Consider the following 21,983-nt stretch of genomic DNA (forward strand, 5'->3'; position numbering starts at 1 on the left):
GGCTGGGCCGTGCTCGGCTACGACGTCATCGGCGGAAACCTCACCGTGTTCCAGCTCTTCGACCAGCAGGGCAACATCCCCTTCGGCGTCGTCCCCCTCTTCATGCTCGACGTCTGGGAGCACGCCTACTACCTCGACTACCTCAACGTGCGAGCCGACTACATCAAGGCCGTCTGGAACATCGCCAACTGGTCCAACGTCGCCGCCCGCCTCACCGCAGCCACCACCAAGACCGAAGGCCTGCTGGTACTCTCGTAGGCATACGGGATGCCGGTGTCCGAGTGTGATTCCGGTCCCGGCATCCCTCTCCACAGCTACCCACCACAAATGCCCGTCCCGGGCCCCAGCAACAGGAGCAATCTGTGTCTGTAAAGATCGGAATCAACGGCTTCGGCCGCATCGGTCGCAACTTCTTCCGTGCCGCCCTCGCGAAGGGAAGTGACCTCGAGATCGTCGCGGTCAACGACCTGACCGACAACAAGGCACTGGCCCACCTCCTCAAGTACGACTCCATCACGGGCCGTCTCGACGCCAAGGTAGAGCTCGACGGCGACAAGATCGTCGTCAACGGCAAGCCGATCATCGTGCTCGCCGAGCGCAACCCCGCCGACCTCCCCTGGGGCGAGCTGGGCGTCGACATCGTGATCGAGTCGACCGGCCGCTTCACCGCCTCCGACGACGCCCGCGCGCACATCACCGCCGGCGCCAAGAAGGTCATCGTCTCGGCTCCCGCCACCGGTTCCGACGTGGCCACGCTGGTTCTCGGCGTCAACGAGGGCACCTATGACCCCGCCATCCACGACATCATCTCCAACGCCTCCTGCACCACGAACTGCCTCGCGCCGCTCGCCAAGGTGCTGCTGGACAACTTCGGCATCGAGCGTGGCCTGATGACCACGGTTCACGCCTACACCGCCGACCAGAACCTGCAGGACGGCCCGCACAGCGACCTGCGCCGTGCCCGTGGCGCCGCGCAGAACATCATCCCGACCTCCACCGGTGCCGCCAAGGCCCTGGGCCTGGTCATCCCCGAGCTCGTCGGCAAGCTCGACGGCTACGCGCTGCGCGTTCCGGTCCCGACCGGCTCGATCACCGACCTCACCGTCGAGCTGACCAACCCGGCCACGGTCGAGGAGATCAACGCGGCGTACAAGAACGCTGCCGAGGGCGACCTCGCCGGCATCCTGAGCTACACCGAAGACCCGATCGTCTCCAGCGACATCGTGTCGGACCCGCACTCCTCGATCTTCGACGCCGGCCTCACCAAGGTCATCGGCAACCAGGTCAAGGTCGCCTCCTGGTACGACAACGAGTGGGGCTACTCCAACCGCCTCGTCGACGTCACCGAGTACGTCGCAGCGAAGCTGTAAGAACCCCTTTGAGACGGGCGGCGGATGATTCCGCCGCCCGTTCCTTCGACTGAAAGCAGTTCTGTGACGCTTCGAACACTGGATTCCCTCGGATCCCTCTCCGGCACGCGCGTCATCGTGCGGTGCGACCTCAACGTTCCTGTGAAGGACGGGGTCATCACCGACGACGGACGCGTGCGCGCGAGCCTGCCCACCCTGAACCGCCTGCTCGACGCCGGCGCCCGCGTCGTGGTGGTCAGCCACCTCGGTCGCCCCGACGGCGCTCCCGAGGCGAAGTACTCCCTCGAGCCGGTGGCGACGCGCCTGTCCGAACTGCTCGGCAAGCCGGTCGCCTTCGCGAGCGACACCGTGGGCCAGAGCGCTCAGGATGCCGTGGCCGGGCTCGGCTACGGCGAGATCGCGGTTCTCGAGAACCTGCGCTTCAACCCGGGCGAGACCAGCAAAGACGAAGGCGAGCGCCGCGCGTTCGCCGAGCAGCTGGCCGCCTTCGGCGACTCCTTCGTCTCCGACGGCTTCGGCGTGGTGCACCGCAAGCAGGCGAGTGTCTACGACCTCGCCGAGCTGCTGCCGAGCGCCGCGGGCCTGCTGATCGAGACCGAGCTCGACGTGCTCGACAAGCTCACCGAGAACCCCGAGCGCCCCTACACCGTGGTGCTCGGCGGCTCCAAGGTCTCCGACAAGCTCGGCGTCATCGGGCACCTGCTGCCCCGCGTCAACACGCTGCTGATCGGCGGCGGGATGCTCTTCACCTTCCTCAAGGCCCAGGGCCACGAGGTGGGCTCGAGCCTTCTCGAAGAAGACCAGCTCGACACCGTGCGCGGCTACCTCGAGAAGGCCGACGAGCTCGGCGTCACGATCGTGCTGCCCACCGACGTCGTCGTCGCCTCGAAGTTCGGTGCCGACGCGGAGGTCGAGGTCACCGCGGCCGACTCCATCGAGAAGACCGCGTTCGGGGCATCCGGACTCGGACTCGACATCGGCCCGGAGACCGCGAAGAACTTCGCCTCGGTCATCGAGGCGTCCAAGACCGTGTTCTGGAACGGTCCGATGGGCGTCTTCGAACTCACCCCCTTCGCCGCCGGCACCAAGGCCGTGGCGGAAGCACTCACGAAGGTCGACGGCCTCGGTGTCGTCGGCGGCGGAGACTCGGCTGCGGCCGTGCGCGCCCTCGGTTTCGCCGACGAGCAGTTCGGCCACATCTCAACCGGAGGCGGTGCCAGTCTCGAATTCCTCGAGGGCAAGCGTCTCCCCGGCCTGGAGGTCCTCGGATGGTCCTGAATCGCACACCCCTCATCGCCGGCAACTGGAAGATGAACCTCGACCACCTGCAGGCGATCGCCTTCGTCCAGAAGCTCGCCTGGTCGCTCGACGACGCGAAGCACGACTTCGACGACGTCGAGGTGGCGATCTTCCCGCCGTTCACCGACCTGCGTTCGGTGCAGACCCTCGTCTCGGCCGACAAGCTCAAGCTCGCCTACGGCGGTCAGGACATCTCCGAGCACGAGTCCGGTGCCTACACCGGTGAGATCTCGGGCCAGTTCCTGGCGCAGCTCGACACCAAGTACGTCATCATCGGTCACTCCGAGCGTCGCACCCTGCACGGGGAGACGGACGAGGTCGTCGCCGCCAAGGTCAAGGCCGCGGTCGCGAACGGTATCGTCCCCGTGATCTGCGTCGGCGAGACCGCCGAAGACCTCGAGAAGCACGGCCAGAGCGCCGTGCCGGTGGCCCAGCTGAAGACGGCGATCGCCGGACTCAAGGCCGACGCTGACATCGTGGTGGCCTACGAGCCCGTGTGGGCGATCGGTTCCGGCCAGGCGGCGACGCCCGACCAGGCCGAGACGGTGGGCGCCGCCCTCCGCGCCGTCATCGCCGACGACCTGAGCGCCGACGCGGCCGCCGCCACGCGCATCCTGTACGGCGGTTCGGTGAAGTCGGGCAACATCGCCGGCTTCATGCGCGAGCCCAACGTCGACGGCGCCCTGGTGGGCGGCGCGAGCCTGGACATCGCCGAGTTCGCGGCGATCGTGCGCTACCAGAAGCACGTCGGAGTGTAGACTGACCTCTGGTCTTCGGGGGATCGACCCGATCTTCCCGCATGTGAAAGGCAAGCAGTGCAAATCCTTCAGGTCATCCTTCAGGTGGTGCTCGGAATCACGAGCCTGCTGCTGACCCTTCTCATCCTGCTCCACAAGGGGCGAGGTGGCGGTCTCTCCGACATGTTCGGCGGGGGCGTCACCTCGAACCTGGGGGCTTCCGGTGTTGCCGAGCGCAACCTCAACCGCATCACCGTGATCCTGGGGCTCGTCTGGGTCGCCAGTATCGTCGTCCTCGGGCTCATCACGAAGTTCGAATAGACACAGAGAGCAAGACAGGGGAAAGCAGTATGGCATCAGGAGGAAGCGCGATCCGCGGATCGCGTGTCGGCGCAGGGCCGATGGGGGAGCAGGACCGCGGTTTCCACGCGGAACGGATCCAGGTCTCGTACTGGGACGCGCTGGGCAACGAGACGGTGCGCTACTTCGCCGCCAACCTGCCCGACGAGGAGATCCCCGAGACCATCGACTGCCCCACCTCGGGGCTGCCGGCCGGTCGCGACAAGGCCAACCCGCCCTCGGTCACCAAACTCGAGCCCTACAAGACGCACCTCGCCTACGTGAAGGAGCGCCGTACGGAGCAGGAGGCGGAGCAGCTTCTCGAAGATGCTCTGCAGCAGCTGCGCTCGCGTCGCGGAACCGCCGCCTCCTAGGCCAGTTCTTCACCGAAACCCGAAAGGGCAGTCTCACAACGAAGTGAGACTGCCCTTTCGGCGTTACATCTGATGTCGAATTAAATGATGTATCCTCGGCATATCATGAATGCGCTCTCGTTCGTCTGGCTCGACGATCCCGCAGGCTGTTTCGACTGGTGCATCGACGGGCAGCCGCTGAGTGTGTGGCTGTCCCGCTGGACGACAGACGTTCCGAGTCCCCGTAGCAACGGATGGTTAGCCGTCTCAAGTTTGTCCGGCCTGGAATCGCTCAAAGGCCAGCCGTCCGCGCATAACCTACGCTCGGGCAGGAGCGCCCTGTACGTCTGTTCTCAGTGCGCCGATCCGGGTTGTGGGGTCTTCGCTGTCCGGGTGCGGCTCGAAGGGAGCGTTGTCAGATGGAGCGAATTCTGCTGGCAGTCGGATTCCGAGTCGGATGACGGAGGTTCAGAGTTCAGCGACGTGCCCGCGATATTCTTCGATCGAGCCGACTATCGCCGACTTCTGAGAACTCTCGCTGAAGAGATCCGGATCAGTACGAGGGCGCGATGAGCGACTCGGGTACCTCGGCGGCCGCCTCGCGGTCGACGAAGAACACCGTGCGCTTGCGGCCCTGGGCGCCGGCCACCGGCACCTCGTCGATGCTGGCTCCGGCGAGGGCCAGACCGATGGCGGAGGCCTTGTCGGCTCCGGCGAGCACCATCCAGATGCGGTCGGCCGACTGGATGACCGGCAGCGTCAGGCTGAGGCGCTCGGGCGGCGGCTTCGGCGAGTTGCGCACCGGCACCACCGTGGCATCCGTGATGCGGATCTCGTCGTGCCCGGGGAAGAGCGAGGCGATGTGCCCGTCGGGCCCGACCCCGAGGAACATGATGTCGAAACGGGGGTAGTCCTCGCCCTCGGGAGCCGCTTCGGCCAGCTGGGCCGCGTAGACGCGCGCGGCCTCGTCGAGGTCGGCGATCTCGTCGGACGCGGGGAATGCGTGCACCTTGGCCGGATCGACCGACACGTGGTCCAGCAGCGCTTCGAAGGCCTGCAGGTCGTTGCGGTCGGCGTCCTTCTTCGGTACGAACCGCTCGTCGCCCCACCAGAAGTGCAGGCGCGACCAGTCGATGGTGTCGGAGGCCGCCGACGAACGGATCGCCGCGAGCACGGCGCCGCCCATCGTCCCGCCGGTCAGCACGATGTGCGCCTCGTCGTACTCGTCGAGGATGTCGATCACCTTCGTGATGAAGCGGGCCGCCACGGAACCGGCGAGCGACTCCTTGTCGGGGTGCACGAGCACGCGTCGGTCGGTCGTCATATGGTGTCTACCCTCACATGTGTCTTGTTACTCGTCATTCCGCGTCGCGGACGCGGGCCTCGTCCGTCTCGAGCAGTTCGGCGAGACCCTGGGAGATGACCTCACCATACAGGTCGTCCGGGTCGAGCCGGCGCAGCTCCTCCGCCAGGCAGTCCCGCAGGTTGCGGCGGGGCAGCGAGAGGTCGTGGGTGGGCTGGTTCGGCTGGCTCAGCCGGGCCACGTTCGGCACCTCGCGCACGAGTTCGATCGGACCGCTGCTGCGGGTGAGCGTCACGCCGTGGATACCGCTGGACCCGTTCGCCCGCGAGAGGAGCCCGTATTCCACCGGCACCTTGAGCTGATGACGCAGCCAGGCCGCGAGCAGCAGGGTGGAGGGGGAGTCGGATGCGCCGGAGACCTCGATCGCCGTCACCGGCTCATAGGGCGGCTGATCGAGCACTGCGGCCAGCTGCGCGCGCCACAGTGTGAGCCTGGTCCAGGCGAAGTCGGTGTCGCCCGGCTTGTAGGTCTTGGCCCGGGCGAGCAGCGCTTCGTAGGGGTTCGACTGGTTCGACGAGTCGGTGATGCGACGGGTCGCGATCCGGCCGAGGCTCGAGGTCGAGACGTTCTCCGGTGCCATTCCCGGCCACCAGACGACGACCGGCGCATCCGAGAGCAGGAGGCCCGTGACCAGGCCCTCCTGGTCGCTCGCGGCCGCTCCGTAGGCGCGCAGCACGATGACCTCGCTCGCGCCGGCGTCGCCGCCGACCCGGATCTGGGCGTCGAGCCGGGCACCGCGCCCGGTGGTGGATCCGTCGTTCTCCTGGTCGGTGGAGACCACGATGACGCGCATCGGATGCTCGCGCGAGGCGTCGTTGGCCGCCTCGATGGCATCCTCCTCCTCGCCGAGAGAGGTGACGATGACGAGGGTGAGCACGCGGCCGAGGGCCACCGCTCCGCCCTCTTCACGGATCTTGACGAGCGACTTCGAGATCTTGCTCGTAGTGGTGTCAGGCAGATCGACGATCACGGACGTCTCCAGGTTCTTCCGTCGCGGGCGAGCAGTTCATCGGCGGAGTCGGGCCCCCAGGTTCCCGGGCGGTACTGCTCGGGCTGGCCCTGGGTGGTCCAGAACTCCTCGATCGGGTCGAGGATCTTCCAGGAGAGTTCGACCTCCTTCTGGCGCGGGAACAGCGGCGGATCGCCGAGCAGCACGTCGAGGATGAGGCGCTCGTAGGCCTCGGGGCTGGCCTCGGTGAAGGCGTGGCCGTAGCCGAAGTCCATGGTGACGTCGCGCACCTGCACGCCGGCACCCGGCACCTTCGAGCCGAAGCGGATCGTCACGCCCTCGTCGGGCTGCACCCGGATGACCAGGGCGTTCTGCCCGAGCTCCGAGGTCTGGCTCTCGGCGAAGAGGTACTGCGGAGCGCGCTTGAACACGACCGCGATCTCGGTGACCCGGCGGCCGAGGCGCTTGCCGGCCCGCAGGTAGAACGGCACGCCCGCCCAGCGGCGGGTGCCCACGTCGAGCTTCACGGCCGCATAGGTCTCGGTGGTGGACTGCGGGTTCATGCCGTCTTCCTCGAGGAAGCCGAGCACCTTCTCGCCACCCTGCCAGCCACCCGAGTACTGACCTCGAGCGGTGACCGTGCCCAGGTCTTCCGGCAGCTTGACCGCGGCGAGCACCTTCTCCTTCTCGGCCCGCAGATCGGCGGCGTCGAACGAGATGGGCTCCTCCATGGCGGTCAGCGCCATCAGCTGCAGCAGGTGGTTCTGGATGACGTCGCGAGCCGCGCCGATGCCGTCGTAGTAACCGGCCCGGCCGCCCACGCCGATGTCTTCCGCCATCGTGATCTGCACGTGGTCGACGTAGTTGGCGTTCCAGATGGGTTCGTAGAGCTGGTTGGCGAAGCGCAGAGCGAGGATGTTCTGCACCGTCTCCTTGCCCAGGTAGTGGTCGATGCGGAACACCGAGTCGGGCGGGAAGACCGACTCCACCACGTCGTTCAGCTCGATCGCCGTCTTCAGGTCGCTGCCGAAGGGCTTCTCGATCACCACACGGCGCCAGTGGTCCTCGCTCTGGTCGGCGAGGCCCGAACGACGCAGCTGCTCGGTCACCAGCGGGAACGCCTTCGGCGGGATCGACAGGTAGAACGCGTAGTTGCCCATCGTGCCGCGGTCGCGGTCGAGCTCGTCGATCGTGGTCTTCAGCTGCTCGAAGGCGCTGTCGTCGTCGAACTCGCCCGACACGAAGCGGATGCCTTCGGAGAGCTGGCGCCACACGTCCTCGTCGAACGGCGTGCGCGAGTGCTCCTTGACGGAGTCGTGCACGACCCGCTCGAAGTCCTGGTCCTCCCAGTCACGGCGGGCGAAGCCGATCAGCGAGAAGCCCGGGGGGAGGAGCCCCCGGCTGGCGAGGTCGTAGACCGCGGGCATCAGCTTCTTGCGCGACAGGTCGCCGGTCACACCGAAGATCACCAGGCCCGAGGGCCCCGCGATGCGGTTGAGGCGGCGATCCGTCGGCAGACGAAGCGGGTTGTACTCCGGCGTTATCTCAACGGGAGGCATGGATACGTGTAACTCCTTGTGTCGGTTCTCGGCGGCAGCTCAGCGCAGCGCGCTGAACAGCGTCGACACGTCGGCCTGGGCGTCACCGAGGTTCAGGCGCAGCACGGGTCGACCGTGCTCCGCGAGAACCGTGGCGTCGCCACTGGCCTGGGCCTGGATGAGCTGACCGAAGGTGAACGGACGATCCGGGATCGCCAGGTCGTTCTCGGTGTCAGCGGTGATCTGCAGGAACACTCCGGTAGCCGGGCCGCCCTTGTGGTACTGCCCGGTGGAGTGCAGGAAGCGCGGGCCCCAGCCGAAGGTGACCGGCCGGTGCGAGCGCGCCGCGAGCAGGTCGCGGAGCTCGGCCAGCTGCGGCAGCTCGAGACGGTCGACGTAGGCCATGACCGCCAGGTAGCCGTCGGCGGGCAGTTCCGCGAGCAGGGCGTCGACCGCTCCGGCGAGGGTTCCGGATGCGGTGAGCGCCTCGGTCGAGGCGCGCACCTCGATGCCGCCCTCCACGAAGGCGGGTGCCACCGGCTCGGGCCGGTTCTCCAGCAGACCGCGGGCGGCCTCCTTGGCCGACTCGACGTCGGGCTGGTCGAACGGATCGATGCCGAGCAGACGCCCGGCCACCGCGACCGCGTACTCCCAGGTGAGGATCAGGGCGCCGAGGGAGCCGCTGATCAGCACCTCGCCCGGGTGCTTCTCGTGCAGGTGGAACTCGTTCGCGTTCGCGACCAGTCGCACGATCTGCACGTCGGGCAGGCCCTCGGTGATCTCGGGGGAGTCGACGTCGAGCACGATCGGCAGCAGTCCCTTGCCGTCTTTACCGGTGGATTCGGCGATCAGCTGCTCGGCCCAGTCGGCGAAGCCCACGATGTGGGTTCCGTCGGCCACGATTCCGGTCTTGTCCCGCAGCGGGACGGTGCCGGCTAGGGCGGCGCCCAGGATGAGGCCGAAGTTCTCGTCGCCGTCCTCCGCGAGGTTGAGCGAGATCGCGTCGGCTTCGTCGAGCAGTTCACCGATGTCGGCACCCGCGAGGCCCGCGGGAACCAGGCCGAACGCCGTGAGGGCGGAGTAGCGCCCGCCCACGTCGGGGTCGGCCAGGAAGGTGCGGTAGCCCGCATCCGTCGCCAGCGTCTGAAGCGGCGAACCCGGGTCGGTCACGATGACGATGCGGCCGGCCGGGTCGATGTCGGCGGCGCGGAACGCCGCCTCGTAGGCACGGCGCTGGCTGTCGGTCTCCAGCGTGCCGCCGGACTTCGACGAGGCGATGAGCACCGTCGACTCCAGACGGTCGGCCAGAGCGGAGGCGATCTGCCCCGGCGCGGTGGAGTCGAGGATGGTGAGCTCGACACCGGCCGTGCGGGTGATCACCTCGGGCGCGAGGGACGAGCCGCCCATGCCGGCCAGCACGAAGTGGTCGATCCCGATCGCCAGGAACTCGGCGCGGAGCGCCTCGATCTCGGCCACGAGGGGGCGCGAGATCGAGACGGCTTCGGTCCAGCCCAGCCGCTTCGCGGCCTCCGGCTCGGCGGCAGGGCCCCACAGCGAGGGGTTCTGTGCCGTGATACCGGAAGCCACGAGGTCGGCGACGAGCTGAGGCACGTGCGTGTGCACGGCCTTCTTGGCATCACCGGAGAGGTGGATGCCTACGGTCACTTGGCCGACTCCAGAGCGGTGGTCACCGTCTCCAGCAGCTCGTTCCAGGACACGATGAACTTCTCGACGCCCTCCTTCTCGAGCAGCTCGGTGACCTCGGCGTAGGAGATGCCCTGGGCGCCGATGGCGTCGAGCACCTTGTTCGCGGCGGCGTACGAGCCGGCGATCGTGTCACCGGTGACCACGCCGTGGTCGAAGGTGGCGTCGAGCGTCTTCTCGGGCATGGTGTTGACGACCTCGGGGGCGGCCAGCTGCACCACGTAGGTGGTGTCGGGCACGCTCGGGTCTTTCACGCCGGTGGAGGCCCAGAGCGGGCGCTGCTTGTTCGCGCCGGCTCCGAGCAGGTACTGCGCACGCTCGGTGGCGAAGGCCTGCTCGTAGACCTCGTAGGCGAGCTGGGCGTTCGCGACGCCCGCCTTGCTCTTGAGGGCGAGGGCCTCGTCGGTGCCGATGGCCTCGAGACGCTTGTCGATCTCGGTGTCGACGCGCGACACGAAGAAGGAGGCCACGGAGTGGATCTTCGACAGGTCGTGGCCCGCCTCCTTGGCCTTCTCCAGACCGGCCAGGTAGGCGTTGATCACATCGCGGTAGCGCTCGAGCGAGAAGATCAGCGTGACGTTGACCGAGATGCCGGCTGCGATCGTGGCGGTGATGGCCTCCAGGCCCTCCACGGTCGCGGGGATCTTGATCAGAACGTTCTCACGGTCGACCTTCTTGTACAGCGCCTGCGCCTCGGCGATGGTGCCCTCGGCGTCGTGCGCGAGGCCCGGCTCGACCTCGATCGAGACCCGGCCGTCGAAGCCGCCGGTGGCGTCGTAGATCGGCTTGAAGATGTCGCTGGCAGCGGCGACGTCGTCGGTGGTGATCTCGAACACGGCGGTCGTGACATCCGCGCCCGACTTGGCCAGTACCGCGACCTGCTCGGCGTAGGACTCGCCGTTGGCGAGGGCCGCGGCGAAGATCGACGGGTTCGTGGTGACGCCGACGACGTTCTTCTCGGCGATCAGCTTCTGCAGGCCGCCCGACGAGATGCGCGAGCGCGACAGGTCGTCGAGCCAGATGCTGACGCCGACGTCGGAGAGTTTCTGGGTAGGAGTTGCTTCGGTCATTTTTCGTCTATCTCCTTGATAGGTGAGAACTAGGCCTGCTGGGCGGCGGCGATCGAGGTCTTCGCGGCCTCGACCGCGGCCTCCGTGGTGATGCCGAACTCGCGGAACAGCGTCTTGTAGTCGGCCGAGGCGCCGAAGTGCTCGATCGAGACGCTGCGGCCGGCGTCGCCGACGTACTGGCGCCAGCCGAGACCGATGCCGGCCTCGATCGACACGCGCGCCTTCACGGAGGCCGGCAGCACCGACTCCTTGTAGGCGGTGGGCTGCTCTTCGAACCACTCCAGCGAGGGAGCCGAGACGACGCGGGCGTTGATGCCCTCGCCCTTCAGGATCTCGCGGGCCTCGACGGCGAGCTGCACCTCGGAACCGGTCGCGATGAAGATCACGTCGGGGGTGCCGTTCGGCGCCTCGGCGAGCACGTACGCGCCCTTGGCGGTGTTGGCGGCGGAGGCGAACACGTCTCCGGATGCCTCGCCCTCGCCCCGCTCGTAGGTGGGGATGTTCTGGCGGGTGAGCGCGATGCCGGCCGGGTTGTGGTGGCGGCCGAGGATCGTCAGCCAGGCGTAGGCCACCTCGTTGGCGTCGGCCGGGCGCACCACGTCGAGCCCGGGGATCGCACGGAGCGACCACAGCTGCTCGACCGGCTGGTGCGTGGGGCCGTCTTCGCCGAGCGCCACGGAGTCGTGGGTCCAGACGAACACCGAGGGCACCTTCATGAGCGCGGCCAGACGCACCGCGGGGCGCATGTAGTCGCTGAAGATGAGGAAGGTGCCGCCGAACGGGCGGGTCTTGCCGTGCAGCACGATGCCGTTGAGGATCGATCCCATCGCGTGCTCGCGGATGCCGAAGTGCAGCACGCGGCCGTAGGGGTTGCCCGTCCACTCGTGGGTGGAGTGCTCGGAGGGCACGAACGACGCGGCCGACTCGATGGTGGTGTTGTTCGACTCGGCCAGGTCGGCCGATCCGCCCCAGAACTCGGGCAGCTCGGCGGCGAGGGCGTTGATGACCTTGCCGGATGCCGCGCGGGTCGAGACCTCTTTGCCGCCTTCGAAGGCGGGCAGCGACGACTCGAGGCCCTCGGGGAGCTCGCCCGCTTCGAGGCGGTCGAGCAGCTGCTTCTTCTCGGGGTTGGCGGCGGCCCAGGCGTCGAAGCCCTTCTGCCACTCGGCTCGCTCCTCCGAGCCCTTCTGCACGGCCTTGCGGGTGTGCGAGATGACCTCGTCGGCCACGACGAAGCTCTGCTCGGGGTCGGCCCCGAGAACCTCCTTGAGGCCCTTGAGCTCGTCGGCCCCGAGCGCCGATCCGTGGATCTTGCCGGAGTTCTGCTTCTTGGGCGAGGGCCAGCCGATGATCGTCTTGAGGATGATCAGCGAGGGCTTGGAGGTCTCGGCCCTGGCCGCCTCGATCGCCTCGTAGAGCGCCTGCACGTCTTCGACGTACTCGCCCGTCTTCTTCCAGTCGACCACCTGCACGTGCCAGTGGTAGGCCTCGAAGCGCGCGTGCACGTCTTCGGTGAAGGCGATGTTGGTGTCGTCCTCGATGGAGATCTGGTTGGAGTCGTAGATGGCGATCAGGTTGCCGAGCTGCTGGTGGCCGGCGAGCGAGGCGGCCTCGCTGGTGACACCCTCCTGCATGTCGCCGTCGCCGGCGATCACGTAGGTGTGGTGGTCGAACGGGCTCGTGCCCGCCTCGGCCTCGGGGTCGAACAGCCCGCGCTCGAAGCGCTGGGCGTAGGCGAAGCCCACGGAGGAGGCGAGGCCCTGGCCGAGCGGGCCGGTGGTGATCTCCACGCCGTCGGTGTGGCCGTACTCCGGGTGGCCGGGGGTGAGCGAGCCCCAGGTGCGCAGCGCCTTGAGGTCGTCGAGCTCGAGGCCGTAGCCGCCCAGGTAGAGCTGGATGTACTGGGTCAGCGAGGAGTGGCCGACCGAGAGGATGAAGCGGTCACGGCCCAGCCAGTGCTGGTCGCTGGGGTCTTTGCGCATGACCTTCTGGAACAGGAGGTAGGCGGCGGGAGCGAGGCTGATCGCCGTTCCCGGGTGGCCGTTCCCGACCTTCTCGACCGCGTCGGCGGCAAGGAGCTTCGCGGTGGTTACGGCCTGGTCGTCAATGGGTTCCCATTGGAGTGTCGCCACGAGGTGTTGGACCCTTCTCGATCGCGGTTCCACAGAGACGGAACCGATCCGCGTCAATCATATCGAGGCTGGCCGGGCCGCCCGTCGCGATCGAATAGACTCGACCTTGTATTCACCATGGGCAGGTAATGAGGAGTAATGGACGTAGCCGTTGACGGCCGGGTAGAACATCGGCGGATCAGCCCGATGGAGAAGGTCAAGGCCTACATCGCGCTGACCAAACCCCGGGTGATCGAGCTGCTCCTGGTGACGACCGTTCCGGTCATGATCCTGGCCCAGCAGGGCATCCCGAATCTGTGGCTGGTCTTCGCCACGCTCATCGGCGGCGCCCTCTCGGCCGGCAGCGCGGGCGCGTTCAACTGCTACTTCGACCGCGACATCGACCGCATGATGGACCGCACGTCCAAGCGTCCGCTGGTCACCGGCGTTCTCAGCGACCGTGAGGCGCTGGTGTTCGCGTGGGCGATCGGCGTGCTCTCCATCGTCTGGCTCGCCGTCTTCACCAACCTGCTGGCCGCCGCACTCTCGCTGGTCGCCATCCTCATCTACGTGCTGCTCTACACGCTCGTGCTGAAGCGCCGCACCCCGCAGAACATCGTCTGGGGCGGCACCGCCGGCTGCATGCCGGTGCTGATCGGCTGGGCGGCCGTCACGAACTCCCTCTCCTGGGAGGCGCTGATCCTGTTCGGCATCATCTTCCTCTGGACCCCGCCGCACTACTGGCCGCTGTCGATGAAGTACCGCGCCGACTACAAGACCGCCGGTGTGCCGATGCTCGCCGTGGTGCGCGGCCGCGTGGTCGTTGGCCTGCAGATCGTGCTCTACGCCTGGGCCATGGTGGCCTGCTCGCTGCTGCTGATCCCGGTGGGGCACATGGGGCTCATCTACTCGGCCACGGCCGTGATCGCGGGCGGCTGGTTCCTCTACGAGTCGCACCGCCTGTACAGCCGGTCGATCCGCGACCTGTCGATCAAGCCGATGCGGGTGTTTCACGGCTCGATCACCTACCTCACGCTGATCTTCCTCGCGGTGGCGATCGACCCGCTGCTGACGATCTTCCCGCTGTGAGGATCGCCCGATGAAGACACCTCTCGGCTGGGCCGCCTCGCGCTGGACCCTCACCCCCCGCGCCCTGCGCTGGGGTACCACGGCGGCGCTGATCGTCAGCATCCTGATCATCGTCACCGGCGGTGTGGTGCGGGTGACCGGATCCGGGCTCGGCTGCCCCACCTGGCCGGCCTGCGACACCGGTTCGCTCGCCACGACCCCCGAGCTCGGCATCCACGGGTTCATCGAGTTCACCAACCGGGCGCTCACCGGGGTGCTGATCGCCGCCGTGGCCTGGGCCATCGTCGCCGCCCGGCTGCAGAAGCCGCGCGAACGCAGCATGACCCGCCTCACCTGGGCGCAGTTCTGGCTCGTCGTGCTGAACGCCCTGGCCGGCGGTGTCACCGTTCTCACCGAGCTCAACCCCTGGGTCGTGGCGATGCACTTCGTGCTCGCGGTCGGGCTGCTCACCACCACCACGCTGGCCTGGCACCGGGCGCACCGGGGCCAGTCGGCCGCGGTGCTGATCCCGCGCCGGGTGGGCGGCCTCGCCTGGCTGCTCGTGGCCGTGACGGCCGTGCTCATCCTGGTCGGCACCCTGGTGACCGGCACGGGCCCGCACGCCGGCGACTCCGCCGAGGTGCCGCGGATGGCGTTCGTGTGGGAGCAGGTGACGGTGGTGCACGGCATCCTGGGCACCCTCACCCTCGTGCTCGGCGTGCTGCTGCTCGTTCTCGTGGCGCGCATCCCGGGCGCCCGGCTGGCGCTGCGCCGCACCGTCACCTTCGTGCTGGTCGTCGTGCTGCAGGCGTCGCTCGGCGTCGCCCAGGCCCTTCTCGGCCTGCCGGAATCGATGGTCGTGCTGCATCTTCTCGGGTCGGCCCTGGTATGGGTCGGGGTGCTGCGGGTGCTCCACGATCTGCATCCGCAGCTCTGGGCCCCCAAAGCACCCAGCACGTATACAATGGAGACCCAGGAACCCGCTCTTCACGCGTGAAGTTTCCTCCCGACACACAATCCGCCCAGAATCCCCCCGCGGCAGATAGTTCGCTGTGAGACTGGAATGACGGAGACGGCTGTGCGGTTCACCCCGACAGGTGCACGACCCGACAGGTGCATGAGCAGCAGCGGGACCAACGGCAGTCAGCAGCAGTAAGGAAGGGAGTCAGTCATGTCAGACGTACTCATCGACCGACCGGAACTCGAGAACCTCGGGGTTTACGAATTCGGCTGGTCCGACTCGGACACGGCGGGCGCCACCGCGAAACGCGGCATCAATGAGGCCGTGGTCACGAACATCTCCGATCTCAAGAGCGAGCCGGAGTGGATGCTGAAGACGCGCCTCAAGGCCCTCCAGATCTTCGGTCGCAAGCCCATGCCCACCTGGGGCGCCGACCTCTCGGGCATCGACTTCGACAACATCAAGTACTTCGTGCGGTCGACCGAGAAGCAGGCCCAGACCTGGGACGACCTGCCCGACGACATCAAGAACACCTACGAGAAGCTCGGCATCCCCGAGGCGGAGCGCCAGCGCCTCGTCTCCGGCGTGGCCGCGCAGTACGAGTCCGAGGTGGTCTACCACCAGATCCGCGAAGACCTCGAGGCCCAGGGCGTCATCTTCATGGACACCGACACCGCGCTCCGCGAGCACCCCGAGTTCTTCACCGAGTACTTCGGCACCGTCATCCCCTCGGGCGACAACAAGTTCGCCGCGCTGAACACGGCCGTCTGGTCGGGCGGCTCGTTCGTCTACGTGCCGAAGGGTGTGCACGTCGAGATCCCGCTGCAGGCCTACTTCCGCATCAACACCGAGAACATGGGCCAGTTCGAGCGCACGCTGATCATCGCCGACGAGGGCTCGTACGTTCACTACATCGAGGGCTGCACCGCCCCGATCTACAAGAGCGACTCGCTGCACTCGGCCGTGGTGGAGATCATCGTGAAGAAGAACGCCCGCGTTCGCTACACGACGATCCAGAACTGGTCGAACAACGTCTACAACCTCGTCACCAAGCGGGCCATCGCCCACGAGGGCGCGACGATGGAGTGGATCGACGGCAACATCGGTTCCAAGGTCACCATGAAGTACCCGTCGATCTACCTGGTGGGCGAGCACGCCAAGGGCGAGACCCTGTCGGTGGCCTTCGCCGGCCCCGGCCAGCACCAGGACGCCGGTGCCAAGATGATCCACATGGCGCCGTACACGCAGAGCTCGATCGTCTCCAAGTCGATCGCGCGCGGCGGTGGGCGAGCGGGGTACCGCGGCGAGATCCGGATGTCGGAGAACGCGCACCACTCGGCGAACACGGTTCGCTGCGATGCGCTGCTGGTCGACACCATCTCGCGCTCGGACACCTACCCGGCCATCGACATCCGGGTCGACGACGTCCAGCTCGGTCACGAGGCCACCGTCTCCAAGGTGTCCGAGGAGCAGCTGTTCTACCTGATGTCGCGCGGTCTTCCCGAAGACGAGGCGATGGCGATGATCGTGCGCGGCTTCATCGAGCCGATCGCCCGCGAACTCCCGATGGAATACGCACTCGAACTCAACAAGCTCATCGAGATGGGCATGGAAGGCTCCGTAGGCTAGATGGCCGCCGAAACAACTGTCACAGCACCTGCCCAGAGCGAGCCCGGCCAGCACGGCCTGGTCGCCCACTCGGACGGCGGATCGGCCTTCGTGCCCGTCCAGACCCGGTCGGAGCGCTTCACCTCGACCTCGGTGGACGACTTCGCCCAGATCACCGGGCTCGAGTTCGAATGGAAGTTCGCTCCGTTCGCGACGATCAAGCACCTCACCACCGAGGAGCTCGACGGATCGCCGACGGCATTCAGCTACGTCGAGTCCGGCGGCGCCACGGTCGACTGGATCGACCGCAGCGATGCCCTGATCGGCTCGGCGGGTGCTCCCGAGGAGCGCGCCTCGGCCAACGCCTGGACGCGCTTCGAGAAGGCGCTGCACATCAAGGTCACCGGCGAGGAAGGCGAGGAGACCCTGGTCCGCCGCGACCGGTTCGACGGATCGGCGCGCGCCGCGCACGTGGTGATCGAGGCGGTGCCGAACAGCAAGGGCATCGTCATCCTGGAGAACTCCGGGTCGGCCAATCTCTCCGAGAACGTCGAGATCGTGGTGGGCGACAACGCCCAGCTCACGGTGGTGACCGTGCAGGAATGGGACGACAGCGCTCTGCACCTCTCCTCGCACTTCGCCCGTGTGGGCCGTGACGCCAACCTGCGGCACGTCATCGTGTCGCTCGGCGGCTCGGTCGTGCGGGTCAATCCCTCCATCCACCTGGTGGAGCAGGGTGCGTCGATCGACTCCTTCGGCCTCTACTTCGCCGACGCCGGCCAGTACTTCGAGCAGCGGCCCTACATCGACCACGTCGCCGCCAACACGCGCAGCCGGGTCAACTACAAGGGCGCCCTGCAGGGCGAGAAGGCGCACACCGTCTGGGTGGGCGACGTGCTGATCGGCCCGCACGCCGACGGCACCGACAGCTACGAGCAGAACCGCAACCTGGTTCTCTCCGAGGGCACGCGCGCCGACAGCATCCCGAACCTCGAGATCGAGACCGGGAACATCCAGGGTGCCGGTCACGCCTCCTCGACGGGGCGCTTCGACGATGAGCAGCTGTTCTACCTGCAGTCGCGGGGCATCAGCGAAGAAGAGGCGCGTCGACTCGTCGTGCGCGGCTTCCTTGCCGAGATCATCCAGCAGATCGGATCGCCGGCTCTCGAGGAGCGGCTCTCCGAGGCCGTCGAGGCCGAGCTGGTGCGTTCCCAGGCGGTGCGCTGAGCCGTGGCGGAGAAGGTGTGCGCGTTCGATGACGTGCCCGTGAACCAGGCGCTGCGCGTCGTGGTCGACGGGGTGGCCATCGCGCTCGTGAAAGACAGTGCGGGGGAGTGCCACGCCATCGGCGACACCTGCACCCACGGCGACATCTCGCTCGCCGAAGGCTTCGTGGAGGACGACACGCTCGAATGCTGGGCGCACGGCTCCAAGTTCTCGCTCGAGACCGGCAAGCCCCTGACGCTGCCGGCCTACGAGCCCGTCCCCGTGTTCGAGATCCAGGTGATCGACGGGGACATCTACATCGACCCGACCGTGACGAAAGTGATTGACTAGCATGTCTGTTCTGACCATCGAAGACCTCCAGGTGAGCGTCGAGACCGAGCAGGGGACCAAGCAGATCCTGCGCGGTGTCGACCTCTCGATCGGCGAGGGCGAGACCCACGCCATCATGGGGCCCAACGGATCGGGCAAGTCCACGCTCGCCTATGCGATCGCCGGCCACCCCAAGTACCACGTCGAGGGCGGCTCGGTGAAGCTCGACGGCGAGGAGATGCTCGACAAGACGGTCGACGAGCGCGCTCGTGCGGGCCTGTTCCTCGCGATGCAGTACCCGGTGGAGATCCCGGGCGTCTCGGTGTCGAACTTCCTGCGAACCGCCAAGACCGCGATCGACGGCGAGGCGCCGGCCATCCGTGGCTGGATCAAAGACCTCGACTCCTCGATGAAGGCGCTGCGGATGGACAAGTCGTTCCGCGAGCGCAACGTCAACGAGGGCTTCTCGGGCGGCGAGAAGAAGCGCAACGAGATCCTGCAGCTCGAACTGCTGAAGCCGAAGTTCGCCGTGCTCGACGAGACCGACTCCGGACTCGACGTCGACGCGCTGAAGATCGTGTCGGAGGGCGTGAACCGGGCCAAGGAGAACACCGGCCTCGGCATCCTGCTGATCACGCACTACAACCGCATCCTGCGTTACGTGAAGCCCGACTTCGTGCACGTCTTCGTGGCCGGCAAGGTCGCCGAGCAGGGCGGCCCGGAGCTCGCGGTACGCCTCGAGAACGAGGGCTACGATCGCTTTCTCACCGGCGCGACCGTAGAATAACGAAATGGTCACGACACTCGAACCGCAGCGCTTCGATCAGATCGAAGAAGCGCTCAAAGACGTGATGGATCCCGAGCTCGGCGTCAACATCGTCGACCTCGGTCTCATCTACGACCTGGGCTGGGACGACGAACAAGACGCCCTGGTCATCAACATGACGCTCACCTCGGCCGGCTGCCCATTGACGGATGTGCTCGAGGAGCAGACCGCCGAGGCACTCGACGGCGTCGTCGAGCAGTTCCGCATCAACTGGGTGTGGATGCCGCCGTGGGGCCCCGACAAGATCACCGACGACGGCCGCGACATGATGCGGGCGCTCGGCTTCTCGATCTAGCCTTCAGTTCCGCCTGCGGTTCCGCCGCCTCCTCAGGGCCGCGTCGGAGTCGCGCAAGACCCGGCGCACGGGCGCGCCTGCCCGCCGCAGCCATGCGGGGTAGCTCCTCAGGCGCGGTGGGGTGTCGATCTTCGGAAGTATCTGCGTGCCTGCACGTCGCAGGCGGCGGGTGACAGCGGTCTCGCGTGCGAAGCGCGGGTACAGCAGCCAGAGCCGTGCGAGATCGGCCCGGCTGCGCAGGCGTTCGCGCCGGTACCGGGCGGTCGTGACGGTGCGATCGAACGGGAGCTCGAGGTCGAAGGCGGCCTCGAACGGCTCGGGCCTCACGCGAAGGCCCCGCACGCCGTTGGCGAGGTTGGTGCCGTGGATGATCTGCATCCACCGCGGCGGCCCCACGACGTTCAGCAGATCCGCGTAGTGGCGGCTCCAGCCGTGCCGCAGGCTGAAGAAGACCGTGCGCGGTAATTCGCCCTCCACCCGCTTCTCGATGTAGGAGATGAAGGGGTTCGACGGCTCGTCGTAGCGGTACAGCTCGCCGGTGCGCTCGACCTGCACCCCGCAGAGCAGGTTGACGTACAGCGCCTCCTGACGGTCGAAGTGGGATTGCACGTCGGCGACGAATGCGACGGCGACGGCGTCGTCGCTGTCGATCCTGGTCGTGATCAGGAAGGGTGCCGAGCTCACGGCCGCCACGGCCTGCCGCGCCACCTCGGGCGACCATCCGGTGACGTAGGTGGGCTCGAACAGGCCCTCTCGGAGTCCGTCCACCTCCTCGCGCAGCCACTGCGGGGTGTCGATGTCGAAGAACACGAGCCAGCGGAACTCGCGCACCGCCTGCCGGGCCAGCGCCGAGGCGAGTGCGTCGCGGAAGAAGGCCCAGCGGTAGGCCAGCCAGTCGTCGCCCATGGCTTCGATGCCCGCGAAGCGCACGTTGAAGCGCGTGAGGATCACGTGCTCGAAGACGGGATCCGCGTCCGGGATCTCAGCGGTCATCTCGAGAGCACCTCCGATACGGCCTCGCAGTGTGAGCGGTCCACGCGCCCGTGGAAGGGCAGGGCGATCACCGAATTCGCGAGGGCCGTCATCGCGCCGACGCCCGCGCCCGTCAGCGGGGAGTCGGCGTAGCGCTGGCCGGCGGCGCAGAGGGCCGGGAACGTGCGGGCCACGACGTCGCGTTCGGCGAGCTCCTGCAGGAGAGCGGCCTGATCCGAGGGATCGCAGCGCACGACCTCCATCACCAGAGACCGCCGACGGCCCGGCGCATGCGGCCTCGCGCGGCTGCCGGACTCCGCCGCCGCCATGTACGACTCCCGCAGCGCCGTTCGTGCCGCCACCTCCGCGGCGACGTTCGGCAGCGTGGCGAGGCCGACCGCGGCGGCGATCTCGGAGAGCTTGCCATTCAGTCCCGTCCCCGGATCGGTTCCACCGTCGATGCCGAAGTTCACGACCCGTCGCACAGCGTCGGCCAGTCGATCACTGCCGGTCGCCACGAAGCCCCCTTCGCCGGTGTGCAGGAGCTTCGTCGCGTGCAGCGAATACGCCGTCAGCGCGCCGCGCCCGGCGATGTCCGGCCATCCGGAGCAGTGGGCGGCGTCGTACACCACCGGGAGGCCGTGAGAAGCGGCGACGGCGTCCAGCGCGGGGTCGGCGGCGACACCGAAGAGGTGCACCGGGAGGATGGCCACGGTGCGGTCGCCGATGGCGCCGGCGACGGCATCCGGATCCAGGGTGAGGGTCTCCGGGTCGACCGCGGCGAAAACCGGGGTGAGCCCGGCCGCTTCGATCGCAAGCGGCGTGGCCCGGAAGGTCATCGGCGAGGTGATGACCTCGCCGCCCCGGGGGAGGCCGAGTGCGAGCAGGGCGGCGGTCAGGGCCGTGGTTCCGGATGCGGCGGCCACCACGTGCGCCCAGCCCTCGCTCTCTTCGAGCCGACGCTCCAGCGCGCCGACGAGCGGGCCCCCGTTCGACCAGCGGCCGCGCGCCCAGACCCCCTCGGCGAGATCGGCGAAGACCGCGGGGTCGGGCGGAAGCGGCTGGCCGAGCGTGACCGTCACGACGATCCGCTCTGCTGTCGCTTCGCCATCGAGCGCATCGCCTGCCATTCGGCGATGCTGACCGCCCGCGGGCTCACCACGGTCTCGCCGGGTGCGACGTGCCGGTCGACCACGGCGCCGATGCCCACCACCGCGCCGTCGCCGATGCGGGTCGGCCGGGCCGCCGTGCCGTTCTTGATGACGGCGCCGGCGCCGATGAAGACGTCGTGCCCGATCTCGACGTGCCCCAGGATGATGCTGTGCACGGCCAGCGTGCAGAAGTCGCCCACGGTGACGTCGTGCGCCACCAGGTCGGCCAGCACCACGACGCCGCGTCCGATGGTGGTGGAGGAGCCGATGCGGGTGGTGCAGTTCGCGATGCTGCCCTCGCCGAGCCGGGCACTCGGATGCGAGAGGTGCGGCATGCCCCTTGCCCCCAGGATCGGCAGCCCGGCGGCGGTGAGCCGGTCGAACACCGAGCGCCGGCCGACGGGGTCGTGGATCGGCACGAAGACGCCCACGTCGTCCCAGGTCGAGGCCTCGTCCAGGCTCAGGATCGGCAGGCCGTCGTCGTGCGTCGCGCGCGGGTCGGTGTCGGAAATGTAGCCGGCGAGCTCGCTGGAGCCCTGCGCCTGGTAGACGAGATCCAAGGCGACCTGGAGACACGTGCCGCTCGTGCCGAAGCACAGCATCCGTGACGGAATCGAGGCGCCCCCTGGTCGATACACTTCTTCAGAATAGGGTGAGGGGCGGTACCGGAGACAGTGCCCGGGCGGGGAACATCCGGCACGGCGGTATCGCGGGGCTTGGAACATCGCGGGGG

At 67.8% G+C, this 21,983-nt stretch carries 22 protein-coding genes; 13 read left to right on the forward strand and 9 right to left on the reverse strand.

Annotated features, from left to right (window positions below):
* The 6 genes from ACN4JJ_RS17910 to ACN4JJ_RS17935 all read left to right on the forward strand — a co-directional run.
* The coding region (locus tag ACN4JJ_RS17910) for a superoxide dismutase (protein WP_440711260.1) at nucleotides 1-258 on the forward strand (258 nt) is incomplete at its 5' end.
* 104 nt (nucleotides 259-362) lie between these two features.
* A complete protein-coding gene (gene gap / locus ACN4JJ_RS17915; RefSeq protein WP_440711261.1) occupies nucleotides 363-1,370 on the forward strand; it encodes a type I glyceraldehyde-3-phosphate dehydrogenase in 1,008 nt (335 codons plus the stop codon).
* A gap of 63 nt (nucleotides 1,371-1,433) precedes the next feature.
* A complete protein-coding gene (locus ACN4JJ_RS17920; RefSeq protein WP_440711262.1) occupies nucleotides 1,434-2,648 on the forward strand; it encodes a phosphoglycerate kinase in 1,215 nt (404 codons plus the stop codon).
* Nucleotides 2,639-3,427 carry a triose-phosphate isomerase gene (gene tpiA / locus ACN4JJ_RS17925; protein ID WP_440711263.1) on the forward strand — a complete coding sequence of 263 codons (789 nt, stop codon included), beginning with the start codon at nucleotides 2,639-2,641 and terminating at the stop codon, nucleotides 3,425-3,427. The genes ACN4JJ_RS17920 and tpiA overlap by 10 nt, the downstream gene beginning before the upstream one ends.
* Before the next feature lie 57 nt (nucleotides 3,428-3,484).
* Entirely contained in the window at nucleotides 3,485-3,727 is a 243-nt protein-coding gene (gene secG, locus ACN4JJ_RS17930; protein WP_291057347.1) for a preprotein translocase subunit SecG, read from the forward strand.
* A gap of 29 nt (nucleotides 3,728-3,756) precedes the next feature.
* Nucleotides 3,757-4,119, forward strand: coding sequence for an RNA polymerase-binding protein RbpA (locus tag ACN4JJ_RS17935; RefSeq protein WP_291057345.1), 363 nt, complete (start codon nucleotides 3,757-3,759; stop codon nucleotides 4,117-4,119).
* 532 nt (nucleotides 4,120-4,651) lie between these two features.
* Here the strand turns inward: ACN4JJ_RS17935 and pgl are convergent.
* The 6 genes from pgl to tkt are packed head-to-tail and all read right to left on the reverse strand — an operon-like array spanning nucleotide 4,652 to nucleotide 12,854.
* The gene (gene pgl / locus ACN4JJ_RS17940; protein ID WP_440711264.1) at nucleotides 4,652-5,422 is read right to left on the reverse strand and encodes a 6-phosphogluconolactonase; all 771 of its coding nucleotides are present in this window, start codon (nucleotides 5,420-5,422) and stop codon (nucleotides 4,652-4,654) included.
* A gap of 34 nt (nucleotides 5,423-5,456) precedes the next feature.
* Entirely contained in the window at nucleotides 5,457-6,431 is a 975-nt protein-coding gene (locus ACN4JJ_RS17945) for a glucose-6-phosphate dehydrogenase assembly protein OpcA (protein WP_440711265.1), read from the reverse strand.
* Entirely contained in the window at nucleotides 6,428-7,969 is a 1,542-nt protein-coding gene (zwf, locus tag ACN4JJ_RS17950) for a glucose-6-phosphate dehydrogenase (RefSeq protein WP_440711266.1), read from the reverse strand. Before zwf ends, ACN4JJ_RS17945 begins: the two co-directional genes overlap by 4 nt.
* Before the next feature lie 39 nt (nucleotides 7,970-8,008).
* Nucleotides 8,009-9,613 (reverse strand): glucose-6-phosphate isomerase, encoded by a 1,605-nt coding sequence (locus ACN4JJ_RS17955; protein ID WP_440711267.1) that lies wholly within the window; start codon nucleotides 9,611-9,613, stop codon nucleotides 8,009-8,011.
* Nucleotides 9,610-10,722: a transaldolase gene (tal, locus tag ACN4JJ_RS17960; protein ID WP_440711268.1), complete on the reverse strand. Its 1,113-nt coding sequence runs from the start codon at nucleotides 10,720-10,722 to the stop codon at nucleotides 9,610-9,612. Before tal ends, ACN4JJ_RS17955 begins: the two co-directional genes overlap by 4 nt.
* A gap of 29 nt (nucleotides 10,723-10,751) precedes the next feature.
* Nucleotides 10,752-12,854, reverse strand: a complete 2,103-nt coding sequence (tkt, locus tag ACN4JJ_RS17965; protein ID WP_440711269.1) for a transketolase — start codon at nucleotides 12,852-12,854, stop codon at nucleotides 10,752-10,754.
* Between the two features lie 138 nt (nucleotides 12,855-12,992).
* Between tkt and ACN4JJ_RS17970 the strand changes: the two genes are divergently transcribed.
* The 7 genes from ACN4JJ_RS17970 (at nucleotide 12,993) to ACN4JJ_RS18000 (ending at nucleotide 19,127) form a co-directional block, all read left to right on the forward strand.
* A complete protein-coding gene (locus tag ACN4JJ_RS17970; protein ID WP_291057332.1) occupies nucleotides 12,993-13,922 on the forward strand; it encodes a heme o synthase in 930 nt (309 codons plus the stop codon).
* A gap of 10 nt (nucleotides 13,923-13,932) precedes the next feature.
* Complete coding sequence (locus ACN4JJ_RS17975; protein ID WP_440711270.1) at nucleotides 13,933-14,898, forward strand: COX15/CtaA family protein; 966 nt, start codon at nucleotides 13,933-13,935, stop codon at nucleotides 14,896-14,898.
* 174 nt (nucleotides 14,899-15,072) lie between these two features.
* Nucleotides 15,073-16,491 (forward strand): Fe-S cluster assembly protein SufB, encoded by a 1,419-nt coding sequence (gene sufB / locus ACN4JJ_RS17980; RefSeq protein WP_440711271.1) that lies wholly within the window; start codon nucleotides 15,073-15,075, stop codon nucleotides 16,489-16,491.
* Nucleotides 16,492-17,697, forward strand: a complete 1,206-nt coding sequence (sufD, locus tag ACN4JJ_RS17985; protein ID WP_440711272.1) for a Fe-S cluster assembly protein SufD — start codon at nucleotides 16,492-16,494, stop codon at nucleotides 17,695-17,697.
* A gap of 3 nt (nucleotides 17,698-17,700) precedes the next feature.
* Nucleotides 17,701-18,027 carry a non-heme iron oxygenase ferredoxin subunit gene (locus tag ACN4JJ_RS17990; protein WP_291054085.1) on the forward strand — a complete coding sequence of 109 codons (327 nt, stop codon included), beginning with the start codon at nucleotides 17,701-17,703 and terminating at the stop codon, nucleotides 18,025-18,027.
* 1 nt (nucleotide 18,028) lies between these two features.
* On the forward strand, nucleotides 18,029-18,793 hold the full coding sequence (gene sufC, locus ACN4JJ_RS17995; RefSeq protein WP_440711273.1) for a Fe-S cluster assembly ATPase SufC: 765 nt from the start codon (nucleotides 18,029-18,031) through the stop codon (nucleotides 18,791-18,793).
* A gap of 4 nt (nucleotides 18,794-18,797) precedes the next feature.
* A complete protein-coding gene (locus ACN4JJ_RS18000) occupies nucleotides 18,798-19,127 on the forward strand; it encodes a metal-sulfur cluster assembly factor (RefSeq protein ID WP_291054089.1) in 330 nt (109 codons plus the stop codon).
* A gap of 3 nt (nucleotides 19,128-19,130) precedes the next feature.
* On the opposite strand, the gene ACN4JJ_RS18005 is transcribed toward ACN4JJ_RS18000, so the two are convergent.
* From ACN4JJ_RS18005 to ACN4JJ_RS18015, 3 genes are read right to left on the reverse strand one after another with little or no spacing between them, the layout of a single operon-like run.
* Nucleotides 19,131-20,120, reverse strand: a complete 990-nt coding sequence (locus ACN4JJ_RS18005; RefSeq protein ID WP_440711274.1) for a glycosyltransferase — start codon at nucleotides 20,118-20,120, stop codon at nucleotides 19,131-19,133.
* Nucleotides 20,117-21,229, reverse strand: coding sequence for a DegT/DnrJ/EryC1/StrS family aminotransferase (locus ACN4JJ_RS18010; RefSeq protein ID WP_440711275.1), 1,113 nt, complete (start codon nucleotides 21,227-21,229; stop codon nucleotides 20,117-20,119). Before ACN4JJ_RS18010 ends, ACN4JJ_RS18005 begins: the two co-directional genes overlap by 4 nt.
* Nucleotides 21,178-21,888, reverse strand: coding sequence for an LbetaH domain-containing protein (locus tag ACN4JJ_RS18015; RefSeq protein ID WP_440711276.1), 711 nt, complete (start codon nucleotides 21,886-21,888; stop codon nucleotides 21,178-21,180). Before ACN4JJ_RS18015 ends, ACN4JJ_RS18010 begins: the two co-directional genes overlap by 52 nt.
* Nucleotides 21,889-21,983 lie beyond the last annotated feature (95 nt).

This window comes from Herbiconiux dendrobii (assembly GCF_052048175.1).
GTDB lineage: Bacteria > Actinomycetota > Actinomycetes > Actinomycetales > Microbacteriaceae > Herbiconiux.

Bases quoted from the DNA above. Each gene is read 5' to 3' on its own strand.
- tpiA (WP_440711263.1), top strand. From the start codon at position 2,639: ATGGTCCTGAATCGCACACCCCTCATCGCCGGCAACTGGAAGATGAAC.
- ACN4JJ_RS17935 (WP_291057345.1), top strand. From the start codon at position 3,757: ATGGCATCAGGAGGAAGCGCGATCCGCGGATCGCGTGTCGGCGCAGGG.
- pgl (WP_440711264.1), bottom strand. From the start codon at position 5,422: ATGACGACCGACCGACGCGTGCTCGTGCACCCCGACAAGGAGTCGCTC.
- zwf (WP_440711266.1), bottom strand. From the start codon at position 7,969: ATGCCTCCCGTTGAGATAACGCCGGAGTACAACCCGCTTCGTCTGCCG.
- tal (WP_440711268.1), bottom strand. From the start codon at position 10,722: ATGACCGAAGCAACTCCTACCCAGAAACTCTCCGACGTCGGCGTCAGC.
- ACN4JJ_RS17970 (WP_291057332.1), top strand. From the start codon at position 12,993: ATGGACGTAGCCGTTGACGGCCGGGTAGAACATCGGCGGATCAGCCCG.
- ACN4JJ_RS17975 (WP_440711270.1), top strand. From the start codon at position 13,933: ATGAAGACACCTCTCGGCTGGGCCGCCTCGCGCTGGACCCTCACCCCC.
- sufB (WP_440711271.1), top strand. From the start codon at position 15,073: ATGTCAGACGTACTCATCGACCGACCGGAACTCGAGAACCTCGGGGTT.
- sufD (WP_440711272.1), top strand. From the start codon at position 16,492: ATGGCCGCCGAAACAACTGTCACAGCACCTGCCCAGAGCGAGCCCGGC.
- sufC (WP_440711273.1), top strand. From the start codon at position 18,029: ATGTCTGTTCTGACCATCGAAGACCTCCAGGTGAGCGTCGAGACCGAG.
- ACN4JJ_RS18000 (WP_291054089.1), top strand. From the start codon at position 18,798: ATGGTCACGACACTCGAACCGCAGCGCTTCGATCAGATCGAAGAAGCG.
- ACN4JJ_RS18005 (WP_440711274.1), bottom strand. From the start codon at position 20,120: ATGACCGCTGAGATCCCGGACGCGGATCCCGTCTTCGAGCACGTGATC.
- ACN4JJ_RS18010 (WP_440711275.1), bottom strand. From the start codon at position 21,229: ATGGCAGGCGATGCGCTCGATGGCGAAGCGACAGCAGAGCGGATCGTC.